Source organism: Polaribacter cellanae (assembly GCF_017569185.1).
GTDB classification, from domain to species: domain Bacteria; phylum Bacteroidota; class Bacteroidia; order Flavobacteriales; family Flavobacteriaceae; genus Polaribacter; species Polaribacter cellanae.
The window spans coordinates 474,740-486,919 of sequence record NZ_CP071869.1 but is presented as its reverse complement, the minus strand read 5'-3'; the positions used below and the strand labels follow the sequence as shown (position 1 = coordinate 486,919).

General features: G+C 29.3%; 13 protein-coding genes. 2 read left to right on the top strand and 11 right to left on the bottom strand.

All coding sequences use genetic code 11. The features are described 5' to 3' along the window. Window positions 1-47: 47 nt before the first annotated feature. On the bottom strand, window positions 48-239 hold the full coding sequence (locus J3359_RS02195) for a cold-shock protein (protein ID WP_187483242.1): 192 nt from the start codon (window positions 237-239) through the stop codon (window positions 48-50). A gap of 588 nt (window positions 240-827) precedes the next feature. Between J3359_RS02195 and J3359_RS02190 the strand changes: the two genes are divergently transcribed. Both J3359_RS02190 and J3359_RS02185 read left to right on the top strand, forming a co-directional pair. Continuing rightward, on the top strand, window positions 828-2,195 hold the full coding sequence (locus J3359_RS02190) for an NAD-dependent succinate-semialdehyde dehydrogenase (protein WP_208079121.1): 1,368 nt from the start codon (window positions 828-830) through the stop codon (window positions 2,193-2,195). A 349-nt stretch (window positions 2,196-2,544) separates the two neighbouring features. Further along, a complete protein-coding gene (locus J3359_RS02185) occupies window positions 2,545-3,831 on the top strand; it encodes an MFS transporter (protein WP_208079120.1) in 1,287 nt (428 codons plus the stop codon). Between the two features lie 30 nt (window positions 3,832-3,861). On the opposite strand, the gene J3359_RS02180 is transcribed toward J3359_RS02185, so the two are convergent. The 10 genes from J3359_RS02180 to hisC form a co-directional block, all read right to left on the bottom strand. Next, the gene (locus J3359_RS02180; protein WP_208079119.1) at window positions 3,862-4,719 is read right to left on the bottom strand and encodes a YihY/virulence factor BrkB family protein; all 858 of its coding nucleotides are present in this window, start codon (window positions 4,717-4,719) and stop codon (window positions 3,862-3,864) included. A gap of 117 nt (window positions 4,720-4,836) precedes the next feature. Next, a complete protein-coding gene (locus J3359_RS02175; protein WP_208079118.1) occupies window positions 4,837-5,760 on the bottom strand; it encodes a DMT family transporter in 924 nt (307 codons plus the stop codon). Window positions 5,761-5,880: 120 nt separating this feature from the next. Next, window positions 5,881-6,021 (bottom strand): hypothetical protein, encoded by a 141-nt coding sequence (locus J3359_RS02170; protein ID WP_208079117.1) that lies wholly within the window; start codon window positions 6,019-6,021, stop codon window positions 5,881-5,883. Window positions 6,022-6,474: 453 nt separating this feature from the next. Continuing rightward, complete coding sequence (gene hisIE, locus J3359_RS02165; RefSeq protein WP_208079116.1) at window positions 6,475-7,074, bottom strand: bifunctional phosphoribosyl-AMP cyclohydrolase/phosphoribosyl-ATP diphosphatase HisIE; 600 nt, start codon at window positions 7,072-7,074, stop codon at window positions 6,475-6,477. 87 nt (window positions 7,075-7,161) lie between these two features. Further along, a complete protein-coding gene (gene hisF, locus J3359_RS02160) occupies window positions 7,162-7,917 on the bottom strand; it encodes an imidazole glycerol phosphate synthase subunit HisF (protein WP_208079115.1) in 756 nt (251 codons plus the stop codon). 68 nt (window positions 7,918-7,985) lie between these two features. Then, window positions 7,986-8,774, bottom strand: coding sequence for a 1-(5-phosphoribosyl)-5-[(5-phosphoribosylamino)methylideneamino]imidazole-4-carboxamide isomerase (hisA, locus tag J3359_RS02155; RefSeq protein ID WP_208079114.1), 789 nt, complete (start codon window positions 8,772-8,774; stop codon window positions 7,986-7,988). An 85-nt stretch (window positions 8,775-8,859) separates the two neighbouring features. Then, window positions 8,860-9,231 (bottom strand): four helix bundle protein, encoded by a 372-nt coding sequence (locus tag J3359_RS02150; RefSeq protein WP_208079113.1) that lies wholly within the window; start codon window positions 9,229-9,231, stop codon window positions 8,860-8,862. 22 nt (window positions 9,232-9,253) lie between these two features. Next, window positions 9,254-9,841: an imidazole glycerol phosphate synthase subunit HisH gene (hisH, locus tag J3359_RS02145; RefSeq protein WP_208079112.1), complete on the bottom strand. Its 588-nt coding sequence runs from the start codon at window positions 9,839-9,841 to the stop codon at window positions 9,254-9,256. Window positions 9,842-9,917: 76 nt separating this feature from the next. Further along, entirely contained in the window at window positions 9,918-11,054 is a 1,137-nt protein-coding gene (hisB, locus tag J3359_RS02140; protein ID WP_208079111.1) for a bifunctional histidinol-phosphatase/imidazoleglycerol-phosphate dehydratase HisB, read from the bottom strand. Window positions 11,055-11,100: 46 nt separating this feature from the next. Beyond that, window positions 11,101-12,156, bottom strand: coding sequence for a histidinol-phosphate transaminase (hisC, locus tag J3359_RS02135; protein WP_208079110.1), 1,056 nt, complete (start codon window positions 12,154-12,156; stop codon window positions 11,101-11,103). Between the last annotated feature and the right edge of the window lie 24 nt (window positions 12,157-12,180).

The window sequence follows — 12,180 nt, the reverse complement described above, 5'->3', positions numbered from 1 at the left end:
TCATCAATTGATGAACTTTCTTTTTAAACTTGAAAGTATGTATGTTATTAGATAACTTTAACGTTTACTGCGTTTAAACCTTTGTTACCTTCTTGCAAATCAAATTCAACTGCATCTCCTTCACGAATCTCGTCTACTAAACCAGAAACATGTACGAAATGATCTTTTTCAACTCCTTCTTCAGTGATAAATCCAAAACCTTTAGTTTCGTTGAAAAACTTTACTGTACCTTTACTCATAATATTGTTATTATATTTATTAAGTCGCAAAGATGACTTGATATTTTTAACAAACAATACATTAATTGATTTATTTTAAAATTATTAGCTAGTTTTGTTGAATTCCATACAATTCTATTTTAACCATTTCTAACTTCTAAAAACATTGCTTAAAATAATGGTTCTCTGTAGTTCTTATAGTATGTTACTCTTTATTTAAAAAAGGTTTCAATTTTTTTAATTTTCAAATCCATAATCATTATCCTATTTTGGGTTAAAAAATGGATAATGATTATACATTAAATCGCCATTATTCGTAAGTGTAATATCTTACAAAACTTTATTCGTTGTAGTAAGAACGTTGTTATTTTTAATTTGTGACTGTATTGTATTTATTAAAATATTTTTTTCATTTAATCTATTTTCATTTTTTTATTGATAAAAAATTAAAACAAGATTACTGGTTTACCTATCGATTTTCTAGATTCATTTAATTTCTCTCTAAAACTAAAATATTTTAAAAATCTACAATTAAATTTTTTTAGAAGTTAAAGCAAAATGCATAGTTTTAATTATTTTTGTAATAAAATAAGACGATTCAAAAAAAAAATGAAAAAGATAACCACAGTAAACCCTGCCACAGAAGAAGAAATAAAAAGTTACGATAGAATTTCTTCGACAGAAGCGAAAGAAAAAATAGCCAAAGCGAATGAAACTTATAAAACTTGGAAAAAAACAAGTTTTAAAGAACGTTCGAAATTAATGAATAAATTAGCCAGTATTTTTGAAGAAAATATTGAAGAATATGCACAATTAGCAACTCAAGAAATGGGTAAAATAATTAAGCAATCTCGTGCAGAAATAGAAAAATGTGCAAAAATTTGTAGGTATTATGCAGATAATATTGAAGAATTATTAGCAGATATAACTGTAAAAACAGAAGCGAAAAAAAGTTATGTTACTTTTAAACCTTTGGGAGTTATCTTGGCTGTAATGCCTTGGAATTTTCCTTTTTATCAAGTAATACGTTTTGCTATACCAGTTGTTACGACAGGGAATACTGGGATTTTAAAACATGCTTCGAATGTGCAAGGTTGTGCTTTTGCTTTGGAAAATGCATTTAAAAAAGCAGGTTTTCCAGAAGGAGTTTTTACCAACTTAAATTTAGATTCTAAAGACATTAAAGAAATTATTGAAGATAAGAATATTGTTGCAGTAACGTTAACAGGAAGCGAACCTGCAGGACGTTCTGTTGCAAAAATTGCCGGAGAAAATTTAAAGAAAACCGTTTTAGAATTAGGTGGAAGTGATGCATACATCATTCTGGAAGATGCAGATTTAGAAAAAGCGACAGATTTAGCAACTTACGGACGTTTACAAAATAACGGGCAAACTTGTATTGCTGCAAAGCGTTTTATTGTTTTGGAAGAGATTTATGATGATTTCCTAAAGCTCTTCACACAAAAAATGAAAGATGCAAAAATGGGAGAACCTACCAATGAAGATGTTTATTATGGACCCATGGCTAGAGTAGATTTAAGAGATGAATTGCACGAACAAGTAGAAAAAACAATAAAAGAAGGAGGTAAATTGGTTTTAGGAGGTAAAATTCCTGACAGAAAGGGCGCTTATTATCCTGCAACAATTTTGGCAGACCTAAAAGCTGGAATGACAGGTTTTGATGAAGAACTTTTTGGTCCAGTGGCTTCTGTAATTAAAGTGAAAACCGAAGAAGAAGCAATAGAATTGGCAAATAATTCCACATTTGGTTTAGGTTCTGGTGTAATTACAGGCAATTCTAAAAGAGGAGAAAATGTGGCTTTACAATTAGAAGCTGGAAATAGTTTTGTAAACAAATTAGTGGTTTCTGACCCAAGATTGCCTTTTGGTGGAATTAAAAATTCGGGTTATGGAAGAGAACTTTCTGGGTATGGAATTCGTGAATTTGTAAATATAAAATCAATTTGGATTGATTAAAAAAAACTCTGTTCACCCTTTATAAACATTTGTTTTTCAAACATTTAAGACTTTAAAAACCTAACAGGTCTCTATTTGAATAAAATTATTAGAATATAAAAAAAAATCAATAGTAAAATATATGTAAGCATCTTGACTTTAGCCAATTAATAACTTAACAGACAACATTCAACTAAAGCTGGATGCAATTTATAGGATTCAATTCTAGTTAATTTCTTAAATTTTAAGTTTTGTAATTCATAAAGTTGTGAATACAACATCAATTTGGATTGATTAAAAACTAACAAATAACACATCAACATTTAAAAATAGACTTTTGTGAGTGGTTTTATAGTACTAATTTTGTTCTATGAAAAAATCCATTTCAGAAAAAGTATATTTCTTTTTTAATACTGATGATAAAAATGTTGATGAGCATTTGCCAAGAAATTACTTTTTACTTTTAATAAGTAGTATTTTTACGAAATTAGGAGACACTTTAAGCAACCCAAAAACAGTATTGGCTTGGATTATGAATTATATAAACGCACCAGTTTATATGATTAGTTTTATTGTGCCAATTAGAGAATCTGGCTCTATGTTGCCCCAAATATTTTTAGCAAGTTACATAAAAACCAAGGCAAAAAGAAAGTGGGTTTTTGTTTTTGGTTCTATTTTACAATTTGTTTCCATTTTTGCAATTGGTTTAACCGCGTATTTTTTTGAAGGTGTTCTTGCAGGAGGTTTAATCATTTTATTTCTGATAATTTTTAGCCTGTCAAGAAGTTTATGTTCTGTTAGTTCTAAAGATGTTTTAGGGAAAACAATTCCAAAAGACAAACGTGGAAAATTAAAGGGATATACAGTTTCTGTTTCAGGAGTTTTAGTTTTGTTGGCTGGGTTGTTTTTAATGTATAAATCTAAAAACGATGCTTCTCTCCTATTTTATAGCGGAATTTTGGTTTTTGCGAGTTCTATGTGGTTGATTTCAGCATTTATTTATTCAAAAATAAAAGAATGTAAAAGCGACATTGAAGAAAATAAAGATACTTGGAAAGAAGTTTTACAGAGAATTAAAATTGTAAAAAAAGATGCTCATTTTAGGAACTTTATTATTGCACGTTCTCTTTTATTATGTTCGGCTTTAACGGCTCCTTTTTATGTTTTATTGGCACAAGAAAATATTGGTAAAGAAAGTTATTTGTTAGGCTTGTTTATTATCGCAAACGGAGTTGCGTCTATTTTAAGTGCGCCAGTTTGGGGAAAAATGGCAGATATTTCAAGTAAAAATGTGATGACTTTTGCAACGGTAATAGCGTCTATTTTAGGTGTTGGAATGTTTGTGATTATTGAAGTATTTACAGACTTTTCGAAAGTTTTTTGGTTGTATCCTGTGGCTTTTTTCTTTTTAGGAATTGCACATAGTGGTATTCGATTGGGAAGAAAAACCTATGTTATAAATATGGCTGAAGGAAACAAAAGAACAGATTATGTAGCTGTTAGCAATACTATAATCGGTTTAATTTTGTTAGTTACTGGAGGAATTAGTGCTTTAGCTTCAATATTGTCTGTAGAATTGGTGTTATTAGTTTTATCCTTATTTGGACTTTTAGGTGCTTTTATGAGTTATAAATTACCAAATGTAGAAGCTGCATAATATTATATAGTTAAAATTTCTTCATCTTTGTTATTCAAAATACATATCTGCATACACTTTTGTAAAATGTGCTCCAAAAAAGAGAATTAAACTCGAATACGAAACCCACAACATAATTAAAATTACAGAACCTGCTGCTCCATAAGTAGATGCTGGCTCCATTTCACTAAAATACCAAGCCAACAAATATTTACCAATTGCAAATAAAAAGGCTGTTAAAGCTGCTCCTACTTTTACGGCTCGCCAACGTACTTTTTTACTTGGTAAATATTTAAACATTGCTGCGAATAACATATAAATAAATAAGATGGACATTAAGAAATCTACAACATAGATATATTCAAACAAATTATCTGGCACAAACTTTTCTATTCGTCTGCTAAATGCACTAATTAAAGCGGTTAAGACAAAACTAATTAGCAATAAAAAACCAATAATTAAAATGAAACCAAAGCTTTTTAGTCGATCGAAAATTATTTTTAAGAATCCGTTTGTATTTGTATTTTCTTTTACTTTCCATATTTTATCGAACGCAGCTTGTAGTTGATAAAAAACACCTGTTGCACCATAAATAAGTGTTCCAACACCAATAATTGTGGTAAAAATAGAGACAGATTCATCTCCTCTATCTAACATCATTACTCTTATAGATTCTGCTGTTTGAATTCCGACAGCACTTGTAATTTCGTCTAACAATTCTCCTTGCACAATTTCTTTTCCCCAAATGTTTCCTACTAAATTTAAAATAATTACGATTAAAGCAGGCAAAGATAAAATAGCATAATAGGCAACAATGGCACTTAATTCGAAAGGACCACTATCTATCCAATTGCTTCCTGTTTTCTTTAATAATTTAGGAAAATCTTTTAGTATTGTTTTTGCTTGCACAGTTTTATTTTAGAGTTGTAAAGTTAAAGGTTTACAGATTTAATAATTTGCGTAGATATGTTTTTGTTGAACTCATTCCAAAAATTATAATTTAAAAACCAACAACAGTAAAAAAAATTAAGTTTTAGCAGTTCCTGTTACATTTTTTACTTTTCTTTTTCTGGAGGTAATAAAATAAACACCTGTTAATAAAATTGCAGAAGCAATTATAGATTGTAGGGAGATTTTTTCATCTAAAAAATACCATCCCATAAATAAAGCAATTACAGGGTTTACATAAGCAGAAGTTGCTACTTTTTCGGTTGAAACTACTTTTAATAAATAATTAAATGCTGTAAAAGCGACAATTCCGCCCAAAATAATTAATAGTAACATCGATATTTGAACGTTAGCACTCCAGTTGAAAGGAGAAGTCCAATTTTCTTGAAAAAAAAGACTTAAAATTCCTAAAACAGCACCAGCAATTACCATTTGTATTCCTGTACTTACAAAGAAGTTTTTTGGTAAACTTGCTTTCGAAACAAAAACACCTCCATAACTCCAACCTAAAACACAGCCCAACATTACCAAGATTCCTAAAATGGTTTCTTCTGAAGTAACTAATTCTTTTTGACTTACCAATAAAATCATTCCTGTAATTCCTAAACAAACTCCAATAATCGATTTTTTTTGCATTGGTTTTCTGTCCATAAAACGCAAAATTAACAATACAAATAAAGGTTGTGTAGAGGCAATTAACGCAGCAAAGCCACTATCTACAAACTGTAAAGCCCAAACAAAAACGCTATTTCCTAAAATTAAAAAAAATAAAGATGCAATGGCTGAATTTAAGATTTGCTTTTTATTGATTTTAAAACTAAAGCCAAAGATTTTGGCAATTAACAGCATTAAAACTCCTGCTGTGGAAAAACGAATACAAGCTAAAAAAAATGGTGGTAATTCGGTTACTGCAACCTTGTTAAATAAATAGGTAGAACCCCAAATAACATAAATGGATATAAATGCTATAATAATTAAAATTTGAGATTTATTCGCTTTCATTACTTTACGTATTAGAAGTTGCGAAATTACCATTTATAATTAAGTCCTTTTCAATTTTAATTGAGAATAAAAAAACCTTCACAGATTTGTGAAGGCTTTATCGTTAACTAACCAAATAATTTATTTATTTTCTTTTTGTTCTACAATTGTTTCGTTTATTATCTCAAATTTTTTATTTTCTTTTAAATCACGATGTATGCTTGTTGGGTTATCTTGATTTTTTGTTCTTTTAAATTTCTTATTATCTTTTATAATTCCCATAATATTTATTTTTTTTCGTTCACCTCTAAATTACTAAAAATGAATGTATTGTTACGTTAAAGGGTTGTTAAGATGCGTTTTAAATTGTTAAAGGGTCATTAAAATCTTTTGAATTTTTATTTACCAAATCTTTAATTGGAGTGACAGTTATAAACACATTTTCCAAAACAGAAATATCGTCTTTAATGTAAATTAATGCATCTATTAAATTCTTTTTTGAAGTAGTTATACCAATAGAAAATAATCTCTTTTATGAAGTTTGATTGAAATCTATTATAAAAACCCAGAAATTAGTATCAGTAAAGATTTTAAAGACAAAGTAGAAACTTCTTTTAACTAGACTCGAAAAGAGAAAGAAGCTATTTTTATGATGAGTTTCTTTGCTTGGTTAAAAGCAAAAATAACCAAACAAGATATGTATTTGGTGACTTTAAATTTTATGAAAAACTAATTTCATTTTTGTCTTTTCATCAATTCTGCTTCGATATCTTTTAAGGTAAAACCTTTTGCCTGCAACAACATTAAATAATGAAACAGTAAATCTGCAGATTCGTATAAAAACAATTCGTCGTTAGTATCCATTGCTTCTATAACGGTTTCCACAGCTTCCTCTCCTACTTTTTGCGCGACTTTATTAATGCCTTTTGCAAATAAACTTGCCACATAAGATTTTTTAGTGTTTTTATTCGCAATTCTTGCTGCGATTACATTTTCTAAAGTTGAAAAAAAGCCATAATTAGCATTATTTTTTTCGTTCCAACAAGTATCTGAACCTTTATGGCACGTTGGTCCTTTTGGATTTACAGAGATTAATAAAGTATCGTTATCGCAATCTAATTTCATGTCGACTAAATGTAACACATTTCCACTTTCTTCACCTTTGGTCCAAAGTCTATCTTTAGTTCTGCTGAAAAATGTTACTATTTTGGTTTCTTGTGTTTTAGTAAAAGCTTCTTCGTTCATATACCCCAACATTAACACATTTTTTGTGGTGGCATCTTGAATGATTGCTGGTACTAATCCGTCGTTATTTTTATTGAAATCTATGTTCATAAGTTATAGTTGTTGGTTTTTGGTTGATAGTTTTTGGTTTTAACCGATAATACTAATAATCAGTAACCATTAACTAAAAACCAATATTTATATTCTTACAGGAATATTATTCTCTTTTAATTTTTGTTTTAATTCTAAAATAGGAATTTCGCCAAAATGAAAAACACTCGCTGCTAAAGCTGCGTCCGATTTTCCTTCTACAAAAGTATCTATAAAATGTTGCACAGTTCCTGCACCACCAGAAGCAATTATTGGTATATTTAATTCAGTTGATAATTTTGCCAAAGCTTCATTTGCAAAACCAGCTTTGGTTCCATCGTTATTCATAGAAGTAAATAGTATTTCTCCTGCTCCACGTTTTTCGACTTCTTTTGCCCAATCAAATAAATTAATATCTGTAGGAATGGTTCCTCCAGCCAAATGCACAAACCATTTTCCTTTAATTTGCTTCGCATCAATGGCAACCACCACACATTGGCTACCAAATTTATCTACCAATTCGTTTATTAATTCTGGTCTTTTTATTGCTGATGAGTTTATAGAGACCTTATCTGCACCACATTGTAGCAATACATCTACATCTTCTACAGTAGAAATTCCACCACCTACTGTAAATGGAATATTTACCTGTTCTGCAACTTTTAAAACCATTTCTCTCATGGTTTTTCTACCCTCTAAAGTGGCAGAAATATCGAGAAATACTAATTCATCTGCACCTAAATCAGCATATTGTTTTGCTAAAGCTACAGGATCTCCAGCATCAATTAAATTAACGAAATTTACACCTTTTACAGTTCTTCCGTTTTTAATATCTAAACAAGGTATTATTCTTTTTGTTAACATTTGCTCTTTGGTTGTTGGTTGTTGGTTGTTGGTTTGTGGTTTTGAAAGTAGAGACCATCAACTACAAACTATAAACCATCAACTATAAATTTTTCTAACTGTTTTAAGCTAATTTTATTTTCGTAAATCGCTTTTCCAATAATTACACCTTCGCAACCATTTTCTGCTAGTTTTGGGATTTCATCAAAAGTTGAAATTCCTCCAGATGCTATTAGTTTTAATGGACCTGTCTCCTTTAACGCAGTTGAAAGGTCATTATTAGTTCTCGACTGCGCTCTAACTGACAATATTTCCTTATAAATTTCAAAACTCGGACCTTGTAACATGCCGTCTTTAGAAATATCTGTACAAATTACATATTGAATTCCTTTTTTCTGATAATTTGCAATAAAAGGAATCAATGCCAAAGAACTTTCTTCTTGCCAACCATTGGTTGCTATTTTTCCACCAGAATTATCTGGATAAAAATCGGCACCTAAAATAATTTTTTCGGAGCCATATCTAGAAATCCAACTTTCGAAAATTGTAGGATTTTTTACAGCTATACTACCTCCTGTAATTTGATTTGCACCAGAATTAAAAGCAATTTCTAAATCTTTATCAGACTTTAAACCACCACCAAAATCAATTTTTAAGTTGGTTTTTGATGCAATTTGTTCTAAAACTTTATGATTGATAATCTCGCTCGCTTTTGCACCATCTAAATCTACAACATGTAAATACTCGATTCCTGAAGCTTCAAATTCTTTGGCTACTTCTAACGGATTTTCGTTATAAATCTTCTTTGTATTGTAATCGCCTTTTGTGAGTCGAACACATTTTCCTTCAATGATGTCTATTGCTGGTATTATTCTCATATTTTATATATTAAATATAAAAAGTTGAATATTAGATATTAAAAGTTAAAAAAGTAACAAACATTTAAACTTTAATATTTTAAATCTAACTTCTAATATTATTTTTCTTTTGATTTCTTTTGGCTGTATTTATAGATGCTACAATAATAGCTAATAATTCAGTACCTTCTTTTTTCAATTTTATTACTTCTTCTTCGTATTGAGGTGAAACTTCTTCGAAAATTTCTAACCAATACACACTTTCATCAGCTTCTTCTTCAACAATTTTTAATTTATTAATAAAATCTGCTGTTGATTTTGCTCTTTGCGATGCTCTATAGTTTGCACCTACTGAACTTGAACTTCTAATTAATTGATTTACAAAAGCATTGTATTCTCTTGACTTTGGAACTTTAAAACAAAACTTCCAACAATCTAGAGCAAAGTTTTTTGTTCTTAATATTATTTGATTTTTCATAGCTGAATTCTAATATTTAATATTAAACTTTTAACTTTAAGAAATTTTCAAGAATCTTACTTCCTTCTACTCCACTTTTCTCTGGATGAAACTGAACTCCGTAAAAATTATCCTTTTTTAAAGCGGATGCATATTCAATTTCATAATCTGTTGTTGCAATCGATTCTACACAGTTTTCTACATAAAAACTATGTACCAAATACATAAATTCTTTGTCTTTAATTTCTTTGAATAAATCTGACTTTAAATCATAAATAACATTCCAGCCCATTTGTGGAACTTTTACTGCATTTGAAAACCTTTTTACATCTACATTAAAAATACCCAATCCTTTTGTGTTTCCTTCTTCAGATGAATTACACATTAATTGCATTCCTAAACAAATGCCTAAAACAGGTTGTTTTAAAGTCGGAATAATTTTGTCTAATCCGCTTTTTTTTAGCATTTTCATTGCAGAACTTGCTTCTCCAACTCCTGGAAAAATTACTCTATCAGCCTTTCTAATTTCATCGATATTATTTGATAGAATAGCCTCCACTCCTAATCTTTTAAAAGCAAACTGAATGCTTTTTATATTTCCTGCTCCGTAATTTATAATTATGAGTTTCATAATTAGTTTTTAATTTTTAGTGTTTAGTTTTAAGCATAACTCACTTAAAACTAAAAATTTAGAATTCAACACTCTTTTAAAGCATTCCTTTTGTAGATGGTAAAAACATCTTATTTGAATCTCTTTTTACAGCCATTTTCATTGCTTTTGCAAAAGCTTTAAAAATTCCTTCAATTTTATGATGTTCGTTAACGCCTTCAGCTTTAATATTTAAATTACATTTTGCACCATCCGTAAACGATTTAAACAAGTGAAAAAACATTTCTGTTGGCATATCTCCTATTTTTTCTCTTTTAAATTCTGCATTCCATTCTAACCAATTTCTTCCACCAAAATCTACTGCAACTTGCGCTAAACAATCGTCCATTGGCAAACAAAAACCATATCTTTCAATTCCTAATTTATTGCCTAATGCTTTGTTAAACAATTCTCCAAAAGCAATCATGGTATCTTCGATGGTGTGGTGTTCATCTACTTCTAAATCGCCATCTACTTTAATGGTTAAATCCATAGCACCATGTCTCCCAATTTGGTCTAACATATGGTCGAAAAAGTGTAAACCTGTAGAAATATTGTTTTTTCCAGAACCATCTAAATTTAGTTTGATGTAAATTTTCGTTTCATTCGTGTTTCTGGTAATTTCTGCAACCCTATCTTCTAACTTTAAAAACTCATAAATTGCTTGCCAATCTGTACTTGTTAATGCAATACAGTTTAAAATTTCTTGTTTAGATGTTTCTATTTCATCTGCTCCTAATTCTGGATCTTCAGATAAATAAATACCTTTTGCCCCTAAATTCTTCGCCAACTCCATGTCTGTAATTCTGTCTCCTAAAACAAACGAATTTTCTAAATCATACTCTTTAGAAAAATACTTTTTTAGTAAACCTGTTCTTGGTTTTCGTGTTGGAGCATTTTCATGTGGAAAGGTTTTATCTATCAATATTTCAGAAAAAACAACGCCTTCTTTTTCGAAAGCAGTTATAATTTTATTTTGAGCAGGCCAAAAAGTATCTTCAGGAAAAGAAGCTGTTCCTAAACCATCTTGGTTGGTAACCATTACCAATTCGTAGTTTAATTCTTTGGCAATTTTTGCCATATATTGAAATACTTTGGGGTAATATTCTAACTTTTCTAAACTATCTAATTGATAATCTACTGGTGGTTCTAACACCAAAGTGCCATCTCTGTCTATAAATAATACTTTCTTCATATAACTTTGTTATATAATCCTAAACTTATTTTAAGATTATTCTATTTTACTGAATCGCCTTTAAAGCACGAATCAATTTTAAATTTTCTTCTAAAATACCAACACTAATTCTCAAACAATTTTTACACAGTGGTTGTGTGCTTCTATTACGAACAACAACTCCATATTCTAATAATTGATTGTAGCGTTTATTGGCATCATCTACCTTAATTAATAAAAAATTACCTTCAGAAGGATACACTTTTTCAATATAACTAACACAACATTCTAATTCGTATTTTAATCTTTTTCTTTCGCTAATTAGTTGTGAAATTTCATTTCTAACATCTTCATAATTATGTAAACGTTCTACTGCTTTTTGCTGCGTTAGCTCGTTTACATTGTATGGTGGTTTTATGTTATTTAGAATTTTAATAATTTCTTTTGATGCATAACAAACTCCTAATCGAATACCTGCCAAACCATAAGCTTTTGACAGTGTTTGAGTGATGATTAAATTCGGGAATTTTTTAATCTTTTTTAACCAACCTTCTTGTTCAGAAAAATCGATATACGCTTCATCTATAACCACCAAACCGTTAAATTTCTTTAGCAATTTAATTACTTTATCTTCTGAAAAACAATTTCCTGTTGGATTATTTGGTGAACATAAAAATAAAATTTTTGTATGAGTATCAATCGCACTTAGAATTTTTTCAATTTTAGGTTGAAACTCTTCATCTAATAAAATTTTTCTATTTTCTATATTGTTGATATTTGCCAAAACCGAGTACATTCCATAAGTTGGTGGCAATGTTATTACATTATCTTCTTTTGGCTCACAGAAAGCTCTAAAAATTAAGTCTAAAACTTCGTCACTTCCATTTCCTAAAAGGATGTTTTTTTCATCTATATTTTTACATTTAGAAATGTTTTTCTTTACGCTAATTTGTTGCGGATCAGGATACCTATTTACACCATTTTCAAAAGGGTTTTCATTGGCATCTAAAAAGATCATTTGATCAGTAGAAATGTCTTTATATTCATCTCTAGCTGACGAATAAGGTGTAATATTCTTAATATTTTGCCTTACTAAATTGTTTATATTAAAGGTTGATTTCATACTTAAAAGACTAGTTTTTGCGAA

What these genes read in the sequence shown, in the direction of transcription:
- J3359_RS02195 (WP_187483242.1), bottom strand. Translation starts at nt 239, where the DNA reads ATGAGTAAAGGTACAGTAAAGTTTTTCAACGAAACTAAAGGTTTTGGA.
- J3359_RS02190 (WP_208079121.1), top strand. Translation starts at nt 828, where the DNA reads ATGAAAAAGATAACCACAGTAAACCCTGCCACAGAAGAAGAAATAAAA.
- J3359_RS02185 (WP_208079120.1), top strand. Translation starts at nt 2,545, where the DNA reads ATGAAAAAATCCATTTCAGAAAAAGTATATTTCTTTTTTAATACTGAT.
- J3359_RS02175 (WP_208079118.1), bottom strand. Translation starts at nt 5,760, where the DNA reads ATGAAAGCGAATAAATCTCAAATTTTAATTATTATAGCATTTATATCC.
- J3359_RS02170 (WP_208079117.1), bottom strand. Translation starts at nt 6,021, where the DNA reads ATGGGAATTATAAAAGATAATAAGAAATTTAAAAGAACAAAAAATCAA.
- hisIE (WP_208079116.1), bottom strand. Translation starts at nt 7,074, where the DNA reads ATGAACATAGATTTCAATAAAAATAACGACGGATTAGTACCAGCAATC.
- hisF (WP_208079115.1), bottom strand. Translation starts at nt 7,917, where the DNA reads ATGTTAACAAAAAGAATAATACCTTGTTTAGATATTAAAAACGGAAGA.
- hisA (WP_208079114.1), bottom strand. Translation starts at nt 8,774, where the DNA reads ATGAGAATAATACCAGCAATAGACATCATTGAAGGAAAATGTGTTCGA.
- J3359_RS02150 (WP_208079113.1), bottom strand. Translation starts at nt 9,231, where the DNA reads ATGAAAAATCAAATAATATTAAGAACAAAAAACTTTGCTCTAGATTGT.
- hisH (WP_208079112.1), bottom strand. Translation starts at nt 9,841, where the DNA reads ATGAAACTCATAATTATAAATTACGGAGCAGGAAATATAAAAAGCATT.
- hisB (WP_208079111.1), bottom strand. Translation starts at nt 11,054, where the DNA reads ATGAAGAAAGTATTATTTATAGACAGAGATGGCACTTTGGTGTTAGAA.
- hisC (WP_208079110.1), bottom strand. Translation starts at nt 12,156, where the DNA reads ATGAAATCAACCTTTAATATAAACAATTTAGTAAGGCAAAATATTAAG.